Source organism: Martelella sp. AMO21009 (assembly GCF_053484295.1).
Window position 1 is genome coordinate 1 of the sequence record NZ_JBAKFR010000011.1, and the last position, 16,970, is coordinate 16,970.

The window sequence follows — 16,970 nt, forward strand, 5'->3', positions numbered from 1 at the left end:
GAAGTCCTTAGAATCAGCGTTATCCAGCCAAAAGGACACTTGACGCATAACCTAACCGCTCCACCCCCTCGACCAGTTCCGCGCCTTCCAGACATTCCGGGACCAGGGCATGAGCGAGGAAGACATCGCCGCGCGGTTCTTCGTCTCGGTCAACACCGTCAAGCAGCGCCTCAAGCTCGCTTCAGTGTCGGAGAAACTCCTCGATCTCTATGCCGAGGACGCCATGACGCTCGATCAGCTTATGGCCTTCACCGTTTCCACCGACCATGCCCGCCAGGAACAGGTCTGGGAGGCAATCGAGCATAGCTGGTCGAAGGAGCCTTATCAGATCCGTCGCATGCTGACCGAGAATACCGTGCGGGCCTCGGATCGGCGCGTGCGCTTCGTCACCATCGAAGCCTATGAAGAGGCTGGCGGCACCGTCCTGCGCGATCTGTTCCAGGACGATGACGGCGGCTGGATCGAGGATGTCGCTCTGCTCGAACGGCTGGTCGGCGAAAAGCTCACCGCCGAGGCGGAGACCATCGCCGAGGAGGGCTGGAAATGGATCTCGGTCGCAACCGATTTGCCCTATGGCCACACCAACGGTTTGCGGGCGCTCACCGGGACGCCGGTCGATCTGACCCACGAGGAACGGGCCGTGCGCGAAGCGCTGCGCGAGGAGTTCGACCGCCTCGAAGCCGAATATGCCGAGGCCGATGAGTTGCCCGACGAGGTGGATGAACGGCTTGGCGAGATCGAGATGGTGCTCGAGGCCTTCGAGGATCGACCGAAGCAGTACGATCCGACCGAAATCGGCCGCGCCGGTTCATTCGTCAGCATCCGCCACGATGGCCATCTCTCCGTCGAGCGTGGCTATGTCCGCCCCGAGGATGAAGTGTCCGAAGGCGGCGATGATGCGGGAAGCGATGGCGATGGGACGACCGAGCCCCGCGCCGTGCAGCGCACCGTCATTTCCGTCGGCGGCGAACCCGAGCCGCACGACGAGGAGGACGATGCGATCAAGCCGCTGCCCGAACGGCTGGTGATCGAATTGACGGCGCATCGGTCCCTCGCGCTGCGCGATGCGCTGGCCGACAATCCCTCGGTCGCCATGACCGCGCTGATCCAAAAGCTGGTGCGCGACACCTTCCAGCACGTCTCGACACCGGGATGCCTGGAGGCGTCGGTCCGGCAGGTCTATTTCCCCGTCCAGGGAGATGACCTGAAAGACAGCGCCGCCGCGAAGACAATCGACGACCGGCACGAGGCCTGGAAGGCTGAGTTGCCCCTCGAAGACGACGCGGCGCTCTGGGCCAAGATCGACGGTCTCGACGATGCGAGCCGCATGGCGCTCCTCGCCCATTGCGTCTCCTTCGGCGTCAACGCGCTCTACGAGAAGGCCAATCCCTATGGCGCGGGGCCGACGGCGCGCGGCGTTCAGCAGCGCATCCACGAGGCGGACCGGCTCGCCCGTGCCGTCGGGCTCGATATGGTCGAAATCGGATGGCGGCCGACAGTCGACAACTATTTCGGCCGGGTGACCAAACCCCGCATCCTCGAAGCGGTGCGCGAGGCCAAGGGCGAGGAGACGGCACAGCTCATCGACCACCTGAAGAAGCCGGACATGGCGAAGGAGGCCGAACGGCTGCTCGCCGACAGCGGCTGGTTGCCCGAACCGCTGCGCCTACCCGTCATCGACGATGGCACCACCTCGGATGCCGAGGTCGATGGTGCCGAAGCCCTGCCGGCCTTCCTCTCCGACGAGGACGACGGCGAGGAAGAGCCGGTCGACGCGCCGCAAACCGTAGCCGCCGAATAGCCACTCCTGCGGGGCGGCCAGGGCCGCCCCGCATCTCACACCATCATTCCCAACCCGGCCCGGTCACCGCACCGGGCCTTTTTGTTTCAGGAGCCTGTCAATGGCCGACTACTTCACCCACTTCTCCTGCGTCCTCGACGTCAGGACACCCGAGAACGCGGCGCGCGCGCTCGATCTCTACAATCGCCTGTCCGATGAAAACGCCTCGGAAGACCCGCCGTCCGAAGGTTTCGATCTCTCGATCGTGCCCGAGCATGGCGGCACCTGCCTCTGGATACGCGACGATGGCACCGGCGATCCGGAACATGTCATCCAGTTCGTCAAACGCTGCGCCACAGCGTTCTCACTGACCGGACGGTGGGGCTTCCAATACGCCAATACCTGTTCACGGCCCCGTATCGACGCGTTCGGCGGCGGCGCCCATGTCCTCGACCTTGCCACCGGCGAGACTGTGGCGTGGACCTATACCGGCGAATCGCTCGCCGACACGCTCCAGGGAGATCGGCCATGAGCATTCCCGACCATGCCCGCGCCAATTTCCAGACGCTGTTGCGGGCCGCCGCCGACGGCAATCTCGCCCTGCTCGAATGCGCCGACGCCGAGACTGGAGCGGTGCGCTATGTGATCTGCGCGGTCGGCCGGGACGACGAGGAGTTCCTCTTCACGCCTTTCGGTCATCTTGCCGACGGCAATCCCTACGAGGCCTATCGGCCGCCCGAGCCATGAGAGGGAGAGGGTTGCCGGGACGGGTTTGAGCCGGTGCGGTCCAGAGAGAGCACTGCCCGGCTTGTCCCGTTCCGCTCTCCCGAGGTTCTCCCCATGACAGAGATCGTTCCCGCGGCGGCGCTCGCCCGCGCCGCCCATCAACTCCTTCCGCTGCTCGAACAAGGCCGCCGCATCGACGCGCCCGCGCTCCGCATCTCGATGGATGCCGCCTTCGGCGGCTCCGACACCGATGGCGCCTGGGACTGGAAGACCGCCTATGACGTTTGCGAAGGCGCCGCTGTCCTGTTTCTGCGCAAATACGGAAAGGCGCTTCTGCGCAAAGCCGGGTCTCCGGCGGCCGCGTTGCCATTGCTCACCAGGATCGCAGGCCTTCAGCCCTCGCACACCCGCCGCTCCGAAGAGAGCGAAGCCTTCCAGCAATTCTCGACACCTATTCCCCTGGGCTTCGCCGCGGCGACGGCCGCCGCGATCACCGTGGACGACGTCGTGCTGGAACCGTCCGCCGGCACCGGCCTGCTCGCCATTCTCGCCGAAATCGCCGGAGGCCGGCTCCATCTCAACGAGCTGGCCGAGACGCGCGGTGCGTTTCTCTCGTCCCTCTTTCCGGCTCGTTCGATCACACGTTTCGATGCAGCACAGATCGACGACTATCTGGATGCCAGTGCCGTTCCCAGCGTCGTGCTGATGAACCCGCCATTCTCGGTGATGGCCAACGTCTCGGGACGCATGGCCGACGCCGCCTATCGTCATGTCACCTCGGCGCTGGCGCGCCTGGCGGCGGGCGGACGTCTGGTTGCCATCACCGGCGCTAGCTTCGCGCCTGAGACCCCGAACTGGCGGGACGCCTTTATGCGGTTGCAGGAGCATGGGCGCGTCGTCTTCACCGCTGCGATCGACGGAAAGGTCTATGCGCGCCATGGCACCACCATCGAAACCCGGCTGACGGTGATCGACAAGATCGCGGCCGATGATCCCACCGCCTTTCCGCCATCGCGGGGTATCGCCCCCGATGTCGCGTCGCTGCTCGGCTGGATCGAGGCGGACATGCCGCCCCGCGCACCGGTTTCCTTGGCGGCGATCTCCGGACGGCCGATCATCCCATCGCGCTCGATCGCAGCCGCGCCTCGCAATCGCGGTGGTGTCAGCATCGCATCGTCCATTTCCGACCCGACCTGCGAAGAGCTCACCTATGAGACGGTCGACTGGATCCCGCCGCAGGGCGGGCATCTCACCGATGCGATCTACGAGGAATACGCGCTTCAGTCGATCCGTATTCCCGGCTCTCAGGCGCATCCCACCAGGCTCGTCCAGTCCGCCGCCATGGCCTCGGTCGCGCCGCCGAAGCCGGACCATCGCCCGCATCTGCCGGCGGAGCTCGTGGCCGATGGCACTCTGTCGGACGCCCAGCTCGAAAGCGTGATCTATGCCGGCGAAGCCCACGCCCAGCATCTCGCCGGCTCCTGGACCGTCGATGACACCTGCGATGTGGTCACCGCCGCGGCGGAAGACGCCGCCGACGCTGTCCGTTTCCGGCGTGGCTGGTTCCTCGGTGACGGCACAGGCGCGGGCAAGGGTCGACAGGTCGCCGGCATCCTGCTCGACAACTGGCTGAAAGGCCGCCGCCGCGCCGTCTGGGTCTCCAAATCCGACAAGCTGCTCGAGGACGCACAGCGCGACTGGTCGGCCCTCGGTCAGGAACGGCTGCTGGTCTCACCGCTGTCGCGTTTTCGCCAGGGCACGCCCATCCGTCTGCCGCAGGGCATCCTATTCACCACCTATGCCACGCTGCGCTACGACGAGCGCGGATCGAAGGTTTCGCGCGTGCAGCAGATCGTCGATTGGTTGGGAAAGGATTTCGATGGAGTGATCATTTTCGACGAGAGCCACGCCATGCAGAACGCCGCCGGATCGAAGGGCGAACGCGGCGACCAGGCTGCCTCGCAGCAGGGCCGCGCCGGGCTGCGCCTGCAGCACGCGCTCCCCGATGCCCGTGTCGTCTATGTTTCCGCGACCGGCGCCACCACGGTTCACAATCTGGCCTATGCCCAACGGCTCGGCCTGTGGGGCGGTGAGGATTTCCCCTTCGCCACCCGCGCCGAATTCGTCGAGGCGATCGAGGATGGCGGGGTCGCCGCCATGGAGGTGCTGGCACGCGATCTCAAGGCGCTCGGCCTCTATCAGGCCCGTTCGCTCTCCTATGAAGGCGTCGAATACGAGCTGGTCGAGCACCAGCTCACCGACGAGCAGCGGCGCATCTACGACGCCTATGCCGGCGCCTTCGCGATCATTCACAACAATCTCGACGCCGCCATGCAGGCGACCAACGTCACCGGCAGCGAGGGCACTCTGAACCGGCAGGCTAAGTCCGCCGCACGGTCCGCGTTCGAGAGCGCCAAGCAGCGCTTCTTCAACCACCTCATCACGGCGATGAAGACGCCGTCGCTGATCCGCGCCATCGACGCCGATCTCGAAGCCTGCCATGCCGCCGTCATCCAGATCGTCTCGACCGGTGAAGCGCTGATGGAACGACGCCTGGCCGAGATTCCGACCGAAGACTGGAACGACGTCCAGGTCGACATCACGCCCCGCGAATATGTGCTCGACTATCTGGCCCATTCCTTCCCGGTGCAGCTCTACGAGCCGTTCACTGACTCCGAAGGCAATCTGTGCTCCCGACCGGTAAGCCGTGACGGCCAGCCCGTCGAAAGCCGCGAGGCCGTCGCAAGGCGTGACAGGCTGATCGAGAAGCTCGCTTCGCTGCCGCCGGTTCCCGGCGCACTCGATCAGATCATTCAGCGCTTCGGCACCGATATGGTCGCCGAGGTCACGGGTCGCTCGCGCCGCATCGTCCGCAAGCCGGGTGCCGGTGCCACGGCCGATCGCCTCGCCGTCGAGGGCCGAGCAATTTCGGCAAACCTCGCCGAAACCCAGGCCTTCATGGATGACGTCAAGCGTATCCTCGTCTTCTCGGACGCAGGGGGTACGGGGCGCTCCTACCATGCCGACCTCGCGGCGAAGAACCAGCGGCTGCGCGTCCACTATCTGCTGGAACCGGGCTGGAAGGCCGATGCGGCGATCCAGGGCCTGGGGCGCACCAACCGCACCAACCAGGCGCAGCCACCGCTGTTCCGGCCGGTCGCCACCGATGTGAAAGCCGAGAAGCGCTTCCTCTCCACGATCGCCCGCCGCCTCGACACGCTTGGCGCGATCACCCGCGGCCAGCGCCAGACCGGCGGCCAGGGCCTGTTCCGCGCCGAGGACAATCTCGAAAGCGCCTATGCGCGTGATGCGCTGCGCCGGCTCTACCTGATGATCGTCGGCGGCAAGGTGGAAGGCTGCCCGCTCCAGACCTTCGAGGCCTCGACCGGCCTGAAGCTGATGGATGATACCGGCATCAAAGATGACCTGCCGCCGATCACCACCTTCCTCAACCGGCTCCTGGCGCTCACCATCGATCTGCAGAACATCCTGTTCGCGCATTTCGAGCAGATCCTCACCGCCCTGATCGAGGGCGCCATTGCCAGCGGCACCTATGATGTCGGGCTGGAAACGCTCAGGGGCGAACAGTTCACTGTCACCGACCGGCAGGTAATCCACACCCATCCCGCGACCGGCGCGGAGACCACGCTGCTCACCGTCGCGCAGCGCGAGCGCAACCATCCCGTCACGCTGGACGAGGCGCTCGACCATCTCACCGATTCGCGTGCAGCCCTGCTGGTCAACGAGCGATCGGGCCGGGCCGCTGTGCGTGTCCCGACCACCAGCGTGATCGACGACGACGGTGTCGTCGAACGCCGGGTGCGCCTGATCCGGCCGATGGAATCCTCCAAGGTCCCGCTCACGATGATGGCGGACACCCACTGGGTCGAAACCGACCGCGAGACGTTTGCCCGCATCTGGGACACCGAAGTGGCGGCGGTACCGGAATTCACAGACAGCACCGTCCACATCGTTTCCGGACTGTTGCTGCCGATCTGGAAGCGCCTGCCCAATGAATCGACGCGGGTCTACCGGCTCCAGACCGACGATGGCGAGCGGATCATCGGCCGCAAGGTCTCACCGGCCTGGGCCGCGAACGCGGCGACCACAGGCACCACCAGCCTTTCGGCGGACGACGCCTTCGCCGCGCTGACCGAGGGTCGCACGATCCTCGACCTCGCCGAGGGGCTTCAGCTTCGCCGCGCCCGCGTCATGGGTGCGAACCGCATCGAGCTCACCGGCTTCACCGACACGATGCGCGACCGCCTCAAGGCCTATGGCCTCTTCGGCGAGATCATCTCGTGGAAGTTCCGGCTGTTCGTCCCGACCGACGCCTCCGGCGCAGCGGTCCTCGCGAGGCTGCTGGAGCGGTTCCCGGTCGAACGCATCGCCGAGCGGGAGGCAGCCTGATGACCCGCGACGCTTCAGACCTCGCACATCGTCTCGGCCGGCAGGCCGAGGCCGTGTGCCGCGAATATCTTTCCAGCGGGCGGCGCGAGGGCCGCTACTGGATGGTGGGCGACGTGCGCAACACCAAGGGGCGCTCGATGTTCGTGCGCCTGACCGGCCCCGAGTCCGGCAAGGGAGCCGTGGGCAAATGGACCGACGCCGCAACGGGTGAACATGGTGATTTGCTCGATGTCATCCGGGAAAGCTGCGGTTTGACGGAGTTCAGAGACGTGGCCGACGAGGCGCGGCGGTTTCTCAGCCTGCCGCATCCCGAGCCGGAGCCGGCATCATCACCGAAGCGGAAATCGCCCGCACCAACGGGTTCACCACTGGCGGCCAAGCGATTGTTCTCGATGGCGCAGCCGATTATGGGCACACTCGCGGAAACGTATTTCCGTAAGCGCGGCATTACTGCTTTGCACGAAACCGGATCGCTACGATTTGATCCGCGCTGCTACTACCGGCCCGACGAGCATAGCCCGACAGAGACCTGGCCCGCGCTGATCGCATCGGTCACCGACCTAGACGGACACCAGACAGGCGCGCACCGGACCTGGCTTGATCCGGACGGGTTCAGCGAGGCAACACTCGGCAAGGCCCCGATCGAAACGCCGCGACGGGCAATGGGCGATCTGCTCGGCCACGCGGTGCGTTTCGGCGTGGCGGGCGAGGTCATGGCGGCAGGCGAAGGCATCGAGACCATGCTGTCACTGCGCTGTGTCTTGCCCGAGATGCCGATGGCGTCTGCGCTCTCCGCAGCTCATCTTGCCGCCATCCTGTTCCCCGACACGCTGCGCCGACTCTACATCGTCCGCGATGACGATCCGGCGGGCGACGGCGCGCGGGATACGCTGGTCGAACGGACAGATGCGCTCGGCATCGAAGCGCTGCCACTCTCGCCGATGCTGGGCGATCTCAACGAGGATCTGCGCTTGCGTGGTCTCGACTCCTTCCGGGCCTCCATCCGGGTTCAACTCGCGCCGCAGGATGTCGCCAGGTTCATGGAATCCGTTCTGTCAGGCTGAACGGGGCAGCGGTGCGGGAGATGGCGGTGACGTCGCAACCTTCGTCAACGGCTCCCTATGGATGTCGGAGAGGGCCGCGCCCCGGCCTTCTTGATAGGGCGACCGGACGGCAGGCGGGTCCGGTCCGGCAATGGCTGCGGCCAACGATTTTCCCTCGGCCCTGCGGGCCTTTCCATCGCGAAGCAAAATCGCCGGCCTCCGCCATCCTCCGCTGCCGCTCCGGTCCTTGCGCTGCCGCTCCAGGATGCAGGCCCGGTCCGCCCGCCGTCTTTCGGCGCCATGAAGGCCGCGGCGGGCGCGGCCAACCGACAAAGGGAGCCACCCGATGACACTCGACGACGACACCTTCGAACCCCATCACGAATCCTCGCCGACCGAGCACGCACTGAACGAACTGGAACTCCACGGCTACCGCCACGACGGGCACGGTCCGGATCCCCGCCTCGTCCCCGAGGACAACGTCATCGCCGGCGCGGTCTCCGACATCTTCGACGCCCTGATCGCCACCATGGCGGATACCGCCCTCGATGGCGAACTCGATGACCTCCTCTGGTCGACCGTCAACATGTTCCACCGCGCCGCCGACCGGCTCGAACGCAAGCTCGACGACAACGAGCAGGCGCAGAAGCGCGGGCAGCGTGAACAGGATGGCTCCGAAATCAAGGCCGTCGAGCTCGAACGCCTCATCGAGACCGGACAAGGCCTCATCGAACGTCGCGACAGCCTGGAAGTTTTCCGCGACAGCGCCGCCGAGCATTATCTGCGCACCACCGGTTCACCTTGGTCCCCGCGCACCGGCTCGCAGGTGAATCATCGCGCCCTGACATCGGCGATGATCGACAGCCGGGACTTCATCTCCGAGCGCAAACGCGCCAGCCGTGAAGTGCTGCTGCCCGCCGGTCCGAAGGTCGCCATCTCCGGCGGGGCCGACTACAACGATCACAAGGTGATCTGGGACAAGCTCGACCAGGTGCATGCCAAGCATCCGGACATGGTGCTGATGCATGGCAAATCGCCGAAAGGCGCCGAGAAGATCGCCGCCCGCTGGGCCGATCACCGCGACGTCACCCAGATCGGATTTGCACCTGACTGGACGAAACACGGCCGTGCCGCGCCCTTCAAGCGCAACGATCAGATGCTCGACGTCCTACCGATCGGGGTCATGGTCTTCCCCGGCACCGGCATTCAGGAGAACCTCGCCGACAAGGCAAGGAAGCTCGGCATCCCGGTGTGGCGGTTCGAATGAACCGCCTCCCGTCAGGCCGTCCTCAATCGCGTATCGAAGTTGTTTTGCAACGTTGATTCAAGCACGTATGCAGCAGCGGCGACGATGGTGGAAACCACAATCAGGAAGAGACCGATGGCAACCCCGCCCGCAATGTCATCATGACCGCGCACGATCATAAAGAAGTAGGCTTCTGCCGCCAGAAGAGGAGCGACAAGGGATATCGCACAGTATTTTATGATCCGCAGCGCTCGCACGGAGCCCGGCGAGAACACTTTGTTTCGCCCGATTTGTCCGAGCAATGTGAACGCTTGGTATAGCGCCACAAAAAACGGAACGGACGCCACATATGCACACGCCAGGAAGGGGTCATTGAAATATATCTGGACGAGGGACGCGTTCACATTCCCGCCCTCGACGTGAGGCTCGAGGAGCATGACGGCAAGAGCGCCCACTCCCATGAGCACAATGACTACCTGAAGAAATATCGTCGGGCTTCTTTTCATAGTGATTTGCCTCAACCGCACGATCCGACAGCGATGTTAGTACCGCGCGGCTAGTTATGCCACTTGGTTGTTGAACCCAGGCTGTATGCCAACCAAAGTAGGCCTCACTGCGGCGCAAAGCTGCCGTGTGCGTCATAGAATTGAAGGTGAAACACGGGCTCGAAGCGGACCTTCCCAATCGCACCCGACTCAAAAATGTGATACGCTTCAATCGCGCCGCGGTGGTGGTGGAGGCGCGACCGTTCGAACCTCATCTTACGGAGACGCCACCATGATTATTGCCATCCTCGGATCCGTCACCGCAATCGCCGTCCTCTGCTGGTTGCTGTTCACGCTTGCCATTTACGCCTTGCCCGCGCTCGGCGGCGTGGCGGCCGGAATGTGGGCCTATCAGACCGGAGCCGGCCTGCCGGGCAGCGTCCTTATCGGACTTGTTGGCGCTGGCCTTGTGTTCGGCCTTGCGCAGTTCCTCATCCTGTTCGCCCGGCCCATGTGGGTGAAACTCGCTGTCGCGCTCGCCTTCGTGGCACCTGCCGCCATCGCGGGTTTCCACGCCACTCACGGCATCGTCAAACATCTCATGCCGTCGGAAACCTGGCAGACCGTCTTCTCCGTGATCGGCGCGGTGGCCATCGGCATCACGGCCTTCGTGCGCGTGACCTCCATGGCACCGCCCGGGCCTGCCGGGCAGACCCCCGCCAGCGTCTGAGCGTCGTCGCCGGTCGAACCGGGAGGGGAGGCCGAGATTCCGCCGCACCCCGTATCGAAGTCTGGGCGAGGCGGACGCGCGGTAAGTGTCGAACCGACGATTTCGGTCGAGGATCAGCGCCCGCAGGCGGCATGGCGCAAATGGCCCCGATCCCTGTGCAACCGACAATGCAGGGGAATGGGTGGGGGTTTGCGTCTGATGGCGCCGAATACGATGCGGGCTGTGGCCTGCTGGGTAGCGAACGAATTGCGTTTCTTCGCCGGACAAGAGCTTGAGCGCACGGTATCGCCACTCTCTCCTTGACCTTTCCCTGGGAGCCGACCGCTCCAAACGGCCTCTTCAATGGACTGATCTGGCCGAAGGCCGGCTTCGCCTCGATCGCCTATGGCGCAATGGCGCCCGTCAAGTTTCTTCCCCTGCCGGCTGCGCCGCCATTCCTCGCGCAGCAAGAAACCCGCCGGATCGCCATCCTCCGCTGACGCTGCGGTCGCAAGCGATGCGCCGTCGATCGCCTCCGGCCTCTCCGATCGCCATCGAGGCCGCGTGGTGCGGGCTCGAAACCAGCGATCAAGGAGAACTACCATGGCAACCATCGGCACCTTCAAGAAGTCCGGCAACGAATACACCGGCGAAATCGTCACCCTCAACGTGCAGGCCAAGAACGTCCGCATTGTCCCTGAAACCAACCAGACCAGCGAGAACGCTCCCAGCCACCGCGTCCTGGTCGGTCGCGCCGAGATCGGGGCAGCCTGGTCCAAGCAGTCGAACGAGGGCCGCGACTATCTCGGCCTCAAGCTCGACGATCCGAGTTTCACCGCTCCGATCTACGCCAACCTCTTCGACGACGAAGACGACGGCTACAGCCTCATCTGGTCGCGCCCCACCCGTCGCAACGGCGAGTGAGGCCCGACAAGCTCCCGCCCGGCTGGTCCGGGCGGGACCTTTTCTTATGCCGACCGAATCAGATGCGCCGTCAACCGCCGATTGCCCGATTCAAAACGGTTTTTCTGCTTTCAAATCGACCAAAGGCGACTATTATAGTCGTTTTAGTGGCGTGAATGCCGGGGTCTGTAGGAGGTGATCATGCATGATCACCGCCCGACAGGCACGGGCCGCGCGCGCATTGCTCGGTTGGACGCAAGAGATGCTCGCTGAAAAGGCCCTGGTTTCGCTGACCGCGCTCAAGCGCCTCGAGTCCGTCAACGGACTCAAGGTGCATGAGAGCACGTGCGACCAGATTCGCCGGGCGCTGGAAGCAGCAGGCATCGTCTTCCTGTCCTCCGACCGAGGCGAAGGAGTGATGATTGTCGATGCCGCGAGACCTAACAAGCCAGAAGCGCTGGCCTGACAACGGAGGTGTCAGGCGCAATGCGCCACACCTTTCGCAGCGATTTTTCGGTGCGCCTCTACAAATTTTGTCAATTTACGTTAACCATATGCACCGAGGCCTCGCGCCGAGAGACCGGGGGACAGATGGGGCAAGCTGACTTTCTGGACGAGCCGCCGCACAGCGAACACTTGACCGACTACGACCGCGCGCATTTTGAGACCTATCTTCGTTTGCTCGATGCGGAGGCCGACGCCGCGCATTGGGCCGAAGCTGTCCGCACGATCTTTGGACTCGATCCCGAAGAACAACCCGATCGTGCTCAGCACATTCATCAGACACATCTCGCCCGCGCGCATTGGATGACCGAGAACGGTTACCGCGACCTCCTGCGCTCCGCTTACCATTGAACACTCTCGACTGACCGAGCTTCGGGTGATGCGCTACACGCATCACCATATGTCGGTTGCCTGGCTTCCCTGATTTCAATTTTGACGCGACCTTCCAATCACATGCGTACCACCGCGCAGATTTGAGGAGGAGGAAGACGGCATGGTGGCGGAAAGGAACTGGCGAGATCCGACGAACTACCAATACCTGAGCGATCTGAATCCCGAAGGACTCGCTTGGGAGTTTCTCAGGCGAAATCCTGAATACCAGAAGGAGGCGCTAGCCTCCGACCCAGCGGACGACCGTGCCGCAGCCGCGCTAACGGCGCACTGGGGGTTGCGCTTTCCCGATAGCCCCAAACTTGTCCGCCATAGACGCAAAGATCTTCTGGAGCCCGGCCGTCGACCCGGCCGTCCTCATTCTGACAACTCAAAATGCCTCCGCCATGCCAACGATGAACGTCACCATCGTCACGGCCGACGCCAGAGCCGCGGATGAGGGCCTCTACGTTCATTTCTCCCTCGGCACATCGCAGTTCGTAGCAATCTGTCTTGATGGCCACCCACCGGCTGGTCCGGTCGCGGCTGTGACGCTCATCGACCCGCACTTTCAGGATCGCATCGATGCGATCAATCGGTTCCGCGATGTGGCCCTGCGACGCGGAACTGCAATCGACAAGCGGATAACGCCGCACAGGCAGCGACAGCTGATCGAAATGCTCCGCACGATCGATGGACGCCAAGCGGGCGCCACCCATCAGGAGATCGCCGAGGCGGTGTTCGGCGCCGCCACAGTCAACGCCATCACCTGGAAATCCTCTTCGCTGCGCGACACGGTGATGCGCCGCGCTGTCACTGGCCTCGACCTCGTCTCCGGCGGCTATCGCCGCCTGCTTCTCGGCCACCGCCCCGACTTGAGCTAACCGCCGACCAGGGTGCGATTGTTTTCTGGAAACTTCGCACTCCCCCACGCCCCTTCTTCTCCGCCACGGTGACCCTGACGCTCCGCCGATATCCGGCGGCGCCAGCAAGGATCATGGAGGCACGATCATGTCCGCAGCCACCGCCGGCATCCCGCCGCGCTATCTGAGAACACCCGAAGCAGCCCGGTTGCTCAGCCTTTCCGCCCGCACCCTCGAAAAGCACCGCACCTACGGAACCGGTCCTGCCTACCGCAAACTCGGTGGCCGTGTCGTCTACTCCGTCGATGACCTGCAGGCCTGGGCGGAACGTGGCGTCAAGCAATCCACCTCCGACCCCGGCGTCGGCACGGTCCTTCCGGCCAAACGTCATGACGATCCGTCGTCTGCCGAGAGCCGCTGATTACTCCCATGACGACGCGGCCCCGCAATTCGGAACGGGAGCAGCTTGAGCTGTTCCGCGCTCTGCCGAGCGATCTCGCGCCGCGCGATGCGCAGGACCTCATGGCCTATCCGTTTTTCTCCCTATCCAAATCCCACCGCGTCGAGCCGATCGACTTCCGCACCGGTGAGATCGCCATCCGCGTGGAAGCCGTGCCAGAGCATGGGATGGCCACAATCTGGGATGCCGACATCCTGATCTGGGCGGCCAGCCAGATCGTCGAGGCGCGCGACAACGGCTTTCGCACTTCGCGCCTGATCGCCACCACCCCATACGAAATCCTGACCTTCGTCGGACGTGGCACCGGCGCGCGCGACTATCGCCGGCTGAGAGCCGCGCTCGACCGGCTGCAATCGACCACGGTCGCAACCACCCTGCGCCAGCCACCGTCCAATCCACGCAGCCGAAATGAAGGTGCGCCGAGCAGTCGTACGACCGGTAGGCGCATGCACCGCTTCTCCTGGATCAACGAATGGACCGAGCGCGCCGACGCGTTCGGCAATCCGGACGGAATCGAGATCATCGTGCCGGACTGGTTCTACAAGGCGGTGCTGGACGAGGCGCTCGTCCTCACCATCGACCGCGCCTATTTCGGCCTCACGGGCGGGATCGAGCGTTGGCTGTACCGGATCGTGCGCAAGCATGGCGGCAGGCAGAAGCGCGGCTGGCGGTTCGACTTCCGGCATCTCTACGTCAAATCCGGGAGCCTTTCACCGTTCAAGCGCTTCGCCTTCGAACTGCGCGCGATCATCCAGCGACAACCGCTACCCGGCTACACGCTGTTTCTCGAGATCGAGGCGGGCGGGCGCACGCTGCTCGCCTTCGAGCCGGCGCCCTGTGGACAGGCTGTGGAAGCCGTCGTGCTATCGGGAACCCGGACTATCGTGCCATCGGGAACCGACCCATCGTGCTATCGGGAACCCAAACCGCATCTAACCTCTTCCGCAGAAAGCGGAAATCGACCCCTTAACTTAGAGTCTAACAAAGAATCTAACTTTTGTAGGGGCGGGCACTCTGGGGAGAAACACTCTCCGACACACCGAAAAGAGGAAGAGCGCGGACGCCAGACGGCATTCTCTGAACGCGATGACGACGCTGTCTCCAAGAACGATCCGGCCCGTACTGGTGCGGGAGACGCTTCATGATTGCGGCGTTCCTCAACCAGAAGGGCGGTGTCGGCAAGACGACGCTCGCCTTGCACCTCGCCGGCGAATGGGCGCGAGGCGGAAGCACCGTCACCCTGATCGATGCCGACCCGCAGGGATCGGCGCTCGACTGGTCCGAGAGACGCAGCTGTGAGGGCCTGCCGCGAAGCTTCGGCGTCATTGGCCTTGCGCGTGATACGCTCCATCACGAAGCCCCGGAGCTCGCCCGCAATGCCGATCACGTCGTCATCGACGGTCCGCCGCGCGTCGCGGGGCTGATGCGCTCGGCGCTGCTCGCCGCAGACGTCATCCTCATTCCGGTGCAGCCGTCACCCTTCGATGGCTGGGCCTCGGCGGAGATCCTGCGCCTGATCGAGGAGGCGCGGATATTCCGTCCGCAGCTCGCCGTGCGCTTCGTCCTCAACCGCTGTCCGGCACGAACCATCATCGCACGCGAGACCGGCGATGCGCTCGCCGACCAGGACCCGCCCGCGCTCAAAGCGACGATCGGCCAGCGCGTCATCTTTGCGTCGGCCGCACAGTCCGGCCGCCTCGCTTGCGAATGCGACGCGGACAGCATCGCCGCGCGGGAAGTGGCGGCGCTGGCGGTAGAGATCGGAAGGCTCGCACCATGAGCGACCGTCCAAATCGCCGCGCCTTCGCCGCCCGACCGGGCGAACCCGAGCACTGGATCAGATCAGCCGATGCTGCTCCCCGTGACGGCAAGCCCTCCGGATTCACCGCCCGCCTGACCATCGACATCACGCCCGAGCTGCGCGGGCGCATCAAGATCGCCGCCTTCCGGCGCGGCGTCACCGTCGCCGACATGCTGCGCGACCTGCTCGCCCGCGAATTCCCCAATGATGAAGGAGATCCATCATGACCGGCGCCACGGCTCCCGGCGTCGGTGAAAGCCCGACGCACTCCGCGAACACTTCCGACGCACTCACTCATGTCGAACTGACCTGGATCGAGGGCAGGATCGAATACTGGATTCGCTTCGGCCGCGCGGCCGGCGAGCGGATCATCGACCGCCGCCGGCGCGTCGTCTCCTTCCGTCCCGGCGCGGTCTTCGCCTTCGTGCGTTGGGCGGCAAACGACTACGGCACCGTCATCTCCCGCATCGACATCGTGCGCCCCGTCGAACCCGGCGCCGCATATCAGACGCTGCCTTTCGTGCGCCCCGGCGGGGAAATCCTGCTCAAGATCGAAGGCTGGCCGAAGGTCGAGAAGGTGCTCCAGCACATCGACGCGGTGGAAGCCGCCGACGTCGATCCCTGCGACGCCGCCCCCGATCACTGGCGCCATGTGGCCCACCGGATGAGCGCGGGCCAGGAACCGCGTCCTTACACGCGGGAGCGCCATCAGGCCTGGCTCAAGCGGCGGGAGATCGAACGATGACCCGCTTCGGCTACGTCAAGGCGACATGCTTCGCAGCGATGTGCGTCGCCGCGGCTGCAATCGTTCCAACCTCGCTCAAGCTCGTCTGGAACGTGTCGGCCAGCGCACCGATCGGGCTCTATCGGATCGACCCCGCCGAGCATCTCGACGTTCCCGATCTCGTCGCGGTCATGCCACCCGAGCCGCTCGAGGACTTCATGGTCGAGCGCGGTTACATCGGCCGTGACGTGCCGATCCTGAAGCGCGTTCTCGGCCTGCCGGGACAGCGCATATGCCGGATCGGCCGCACCATCACGGTCGACGGAATCGCCATGGGCGAAGCCCGCGACCATGATCGCCTGGACCGCCCGCTGCCGGTCTGGAGCGGCTGTCGCACCGTCGCCGAAGACGAGTTCTTCCTGATGAACTGGCAAGTCCCCGACAGCCTCGACGGTCGCTATTTCGGACCGCTTTCGGCGACGACCGTCATTGGCCAGGCCGTCCCTCTCTACACCGACGAAGACGGCGATGGCCGCTTCGTCTGGCGCGCGCCGACGCGGTGACGACGCACGCCTTCCTGCAATCCCACCGCATCCAAACAGGAGATCATCATGCCCCAGATCGGTCAGTTCACCCGCACAGCAGACGGCTATAGCGGACGCATCCGCTCGCTGTCCTTCGACTGCGCGCTCACCTTCGTCACGGCCGAGAACGCCGACAGCGAGAATGCGCCGGCCTATCGCGTCCATCTCGGCGACGAGACCGGCCCCGAAGTCGGCGCCGGCTGGAAACATACCGGCGACCGCGCAGGCACGTTCATCTCCGTCGTCCTCGATGACCCGGCATTCGCGGTTCCGGTGCGCGCCCGGCTGTTCCAGTCGGACGAGAATGGACGCGACTGGGGCCTGCACTGGACCCGCCCGAAGAAGCGCGACGAGCAGGACTGA

20 protein-coding genes are annotated in these 16,970 nt (G+C 64.7%); 19 read left to right on the forward strand and 1 reads right to left on the reverse strand.

Annotation, left to right across the window (positions count from 1 at the left end; genetic code table 11):
- The first annotated feature begins 109 nt into the window (after window positions 1-109).
- The 6 genes from V6766_RS13535 to V6766_RS13560 all read left to right on the forward strand — a co-directional run bounded on the left by V6766_RS13535 (window position 110) and on the right by V6766_RS13560 (window position 9,226).
- Window positions 110-1,801, forward strand: a complete 1,692-nt coding sequence (locus V6766_RS13535) for a ParB/RepB/Spo0J family partition protein (protein WP_448467232.1) — start codon at window positions 110-112, stop codon at window positions 1,799-1,801.
- A gap of 100 nt (window positions 1,802-1,901) precedes the next feature.
- On the forward strand, window positions 1,902-2,312 hold the full coding sequence (locus V6766_RS13540; protein ID WP_448467234.1) for a hypothetical protein: 411 nt from the start codon (window positions 1,902-1,904) through the stop codon (window positions 2,310-2,312).
- A complete protein-coding gene (locus V6766_RS13545) occupies window positions 2,309-2,527 on the forward strand; it encodes a DUF6117 family protein (protein WP_448467236.1) in 219 nt (72 codons plus the stop codon). The genes V6766_RS13540 and V6766_RS13545 overlap by 4 nt, the downstream gene beginning before the upstream one ends.
- A 93-nt stretch (window positions 2,528-2,620) precedes the next feature.
- Entirely contained in the window at window positions 2,621-6,916 is a 4,296-nt protein-coding gene (locus V6766_RS13550) for a strawberry notch-like NTP hydrolase domain-containing protein (protein WP_448467238.1), read from the forward strand.
- A complete protein-coding gene (locus tag V6766_RS13555; protein ID WP_448467240.1) occupies window positions 6,916-7,980 on the forward strand; it encodes a DUF7146 domain-containing protein in 1,065 nt (354 codons plus the stop codon). The genes V6766_RS13550 and V6766_RS13555 overlap by 1 nt, the downstream gene beginning before the upstream one ends.
- Before the next feature lie 325 nt (window positions 7,981-8,305).
- Entirely contained in the window at window positions 8,306-9,226 is a 921-nt protein-coding gene (locus V6766_RS13560; protein ID WP_448467242.1) for a DUF2493 domain-containing protein, read from the forward strand.
- An 11-nt stretch (window positions 9,227-9,237) separates the two neighbouring features.
- On the opposite strand, the gene V6766_RS13565 is transcribed toward V6766_RS13560, so the two are convergent.
- Window positions 9,238-9,711 carry a DUF2975 domain-containing protein gene (locus V6766_RS13565; RefSeq protein WP_448467244.1) on the reverse strand — a complete coding sequence of 158 codons (474 nt, stop codon included), beginning with the start codon at window positions 9,709-9,711 and terminating at the stop codon, window positions 9,238-9,240.
- Window positions 9,712-9,982: 271 nt separating this feature from the next.
- Here V6766_RS13565 and V6766_RS13570 point away from each other — a divergent pair, with 271 nt between their 5' ends.
- The 13 genes from V6766_RS13570 to V6766_RS13630 all read left to right on the forward strand — a co-directional run bounded on the left by V6766_RS13570 (window position 9,983) and on the right by V6766_RS13630 (window position 16,970).
- Complete coding sequence (locus V6766_RS13570) at window positions 9,983-10,420, forward strand: hypothetical protein (RefSeq protein ID WP_448467246.1); 438 nt, start codon at window positions 9,983-9,985, stop codon at window positions 10,418-10,420.
- Between the two features lie 582 nt (window positions 10,421-11,002).
- Complete coding sequence (locus V6766_RS13575) at window positions 11,003-11,323, forward strand: DUF736 domain-containing protein (RefSeq protein ID WP_044418038.1); 321 nt, start codon at window positions 11,003-11,005, stop codon at window positions 11,321-11,323.
- A 184-nt stretch (window positions 11,324-11,507) separates the two neighbouring features.
- Window positions 11,508-11,768, forward strand: a complete 261-nt coding sequence (locus tag V6766_RS13580) for a helix-turn-helix domain-containing protein (protein ID WP_044406454.1) — start codon at window positions 11,508-11,510, stop codon at window positions 11,766-11,768.
- A gap of 20 nt (window positions 11,769-11,788) precedes the next feature.
- On the forward strand, window positions 11,789-12,157 hold the full coding sequence (locus V6766_RS13585) for a DUF2285 domain-containing protein (protein WP_448467248.1): 369 nt from the start codon (window positions 11,789-11,791) through the stop codon (window positions 12,155-12,157).
- Between the two features lie 142 nt (window positions 12,158-12,299).
- Window positions 12,300-12,635 (forward strand): transcriptional regulator domain-containing protein, encoded by a 336-nt coding sequence (locus V6766_RS13590; protein ID WP_448467250.1) that lies wholly within the window; start codon window positions 12,300-12,302, stop codon window positions 12,633-12,635.
- Entirely contained in the window at window positions 12,592-13,059 is a 468-nt protein-coding gene (locus V6766_RS13595) for a DUF2285 domain-containing protein (protein ID WP_448467252.1), read from the forward strand. The genes V6766_RS13590 and V6766_RS13595 overlap by 44 nt, the downstream gene beginning before the upstream one ends.
- Before the next feature lie 127 nt (window positions 13,060-13,186).
- Window positions 13,187-13,459: a helix-turn-helix transcriptional regulator gene (locus V6766_RS13600; protein WP_044406460.1), complete on the forward strand. Its 273-nt coding sequence runs from the start codon at window positions 13,187-13,189 to the stop codon at window positions 13,457-13,459.
- An 8-nt stretch (window positions 13,460-13,467) separates the two neighbouring features.
- On the forward strand, window positions 13,468-14,643 hold the full coding sequence (locus V6766_RS13605) for a replication initiator protein A (protein WP_448467255.1): 1,176 nt from the start codon (window positions 13,468-13,470) through the stop codon (window positions 14,641-14,643).
- Window positions 14,640-15,278, forward strand: coding sequence for a ParA family partition ATPase (gene parA / locus V6766_RS13610; protein WP_448467257.1), 639 nt, complete (start codon window positions 14,640-14,642; stop codon window positions 15,276-15,278). The genes V6766_RS13605 and parA overlap by 4 nt, the downstream gene beginning before the upstream one ends.
- Window positions 15,275-15,526: a hypothetical protein gene (locus V6766_RS13615; RefSeq protein WP_044406473.1), complete on the forward strand. Its 252-nt coding sequence runs from the start codon at window positions 15,275-15,277 to the stop codon at window positions 15,524-15,526. The genes parA and V6766_RS13615 overlap by 4 nt, the downstream gene beginning before the upstream one ends.
- Complete coding sequence (locus V6766_RS13620) at window positions 15,523-16,044, forward strand: DUF2840 domain-containing protein (protein ID WP_044406475.1); 522 nt, start codon at window positions 15,523-15,525, stop codon at window positions 16,042-16,044. Before V6766_RS13615 ends, V6766_RS13620 begins: the two co-directional genes overlap by 4 nt.
- Window positions 16,041-16,586 carry a S26 family signal peptidase gene (locus V6766_RS13625; protein ID WP_448467260.1) on the forward strand — a complete coding sequence of 182 codons (546 nt, stop codon included), beginning with the start codon at window positions 16,041-16,043 and terminating at the stop codon, window positions 16,584-16,586. Before V6766_RS13620 ends, V6766_RS13625 begins: the two co-directional genes overlap by 4 nt.
- Window positions 16,587-16,634: 48 nt before the next feature.
- Window positions 16,635-16,970, forward strand: coding sequence for a DUF736 domain-containing protein (locus V6766_RS13630; RefSeq protein WP_292060101.1), 336 nt, complete (start codon window positions 16,635-16,637; stop codon window positions 16,968-16,970).

What these genes read in the sequence shown, in the direction of transcription:
- V6766_RS13565 (WP_448467244.1), bottom strand. Translation starts at nt 9,711, where the DNA reads ATGAAAAGAAGCCCGACGATATTTCTTCAGGTAGTCATTGTGCTCATG.
- V6766_RS13560 (WP_448467242.1), top strand. Translation starts at nt 8,306, where the DNA reads ATGACACTCGACGACGACACCTTCGAACCCCATCACGAATCCTCGCCG.
- V6766_RS13555 (WP_448467240.1), top strand. Translation starts at nt 6,916, where the DNA reads ATGACCCGCGACGCTTCAGACCTCGCACATCGTCTCGGCCGGCAGGCC.
- V6766_RS13595 (WP_448467252.1), top strand. Translation starts at nt 12,592, where the DNA reads ATGAACGTCACCATCGTCACGGCCGACGCCAGAGCCGCGGATGAGGGC.
- V6766_RS13630 (WP_292060101.1), top strand. Translation starts at nt 16,635, where the DNA reads ATGCCCCAGATCGGTCAGTTCACCCGCACAGCAGACGGCTATAGCGGA.
- V6766_RS13585 (WP_448467248.1), top strand. Translation starts at nt 11,789, where the DNA reads ATGCGCCACACCTTTCGCAGCGATTTTTCGGTGCGCCTCTACAAATTT.
- V6766_RS13620 (WP_044406475.1), top strand. Translation starts at nt 15,523, where the DNA reads ATGACCGGCGCCACGGCTCCCGGCGTCGGTGAAAGCCCGACGCACTCC.
- V6766_RS13540 (WP_448467234.1), top strand. Translation starts at nt 1,902, where the DNA reads ATGGCCGACTACTTCACCCACTTCTCCTGCGTCCTCGACGTCAGGACA.
- V6766_RS13570 (WP_448467246.1), top strand. Translation starts at nt 9,983, where the DNA reads ATGATTATTGCCATCCTCGGATCCGTCACCGCAATCGCCGTCCTCTGC.
- V6766_RS13535 (WP_448467232.1), top strand. Translation starts at nt 110, where the DNA reads ATGAGCGAGGAAGACATCGCCGCGCGGTTCTTCGTCTCGGTCAACACC.
- V6766_RS13605 (WP_448467255.1), top strand. Translation starts at nt 13,468, where the DNA reads ATGACGACGCGGCCCCGCAATTCGGAACGGGAGCAGCTTGAGCTGTTC.
- V6766_RS13625 (WP_448467260.1), top strand. Translation starts at nt 16,041, where the DNA reads ATGACCCGCTTCGGCTACGTCAAGGCGACATGCTTCGCAGCGATGTGC.
- V6766_RS13545 (WP_448467236.1), top strand. Translation starts at nt 2,309, where the DNA reads ATGAGCATTCCCGACCATGCCCGCGCCAATTTCCAGACGCTGTTGCGG.
- V6766_RS13590 (WP_448467250.1), top strand. Translation starts at nt 12,300, where the DNA reads ATGGTGGCGGAAAGGAACTGGCGAGATCCGACGAACTACCAATACCTG.
- V6766_RS13600 (WP_044406460.1), top strand. Translation starts at nt 13,187, where the DNA reads ATGTCCGCAGCCACCGCCGGCATCCCGCCGCGCTATCTGAGAACACCC.
- V6766_RS13615 (WP_044406473.1), top strand. Translation starts at nt 15,275, where the DNA reads ATGAGCGACCGTCCAAATCGCCGCGCCTTCGCCGCCCGACCGGGCGAA.
- V6766_RS13550 (WP_448467238.1), top strand. Translation starts at nt 2,621, where the DNA reads ATGACAGAGATCGTTCCCGCGGCGGCGCTCGCCCGCGCCGCCCATCAA.
- V6766_RS13575 (WP_044418038.1), top strand. Translation starts at nt 11,003, where the DNA reads ATGGCAACCATCGGCACCTTCAAGAAGTCCGGCAACGAATACACCGGC.
- parA (WP_448467257.1), top strand. Translation starts at nt 14,640, where the DNA reads ATGATTGCGGCGTTCCTCAACCAGAAGGGCGGTGTCGGCAAGACGACG.
- V6766_RS13580 (WP_044406454.1), top strand. Translation starts at nt 11,508, where the DNA reads ATGATCACCGCCCGACAGGCACGGGCCGCGCGCGCATTGCTCGGTTGG.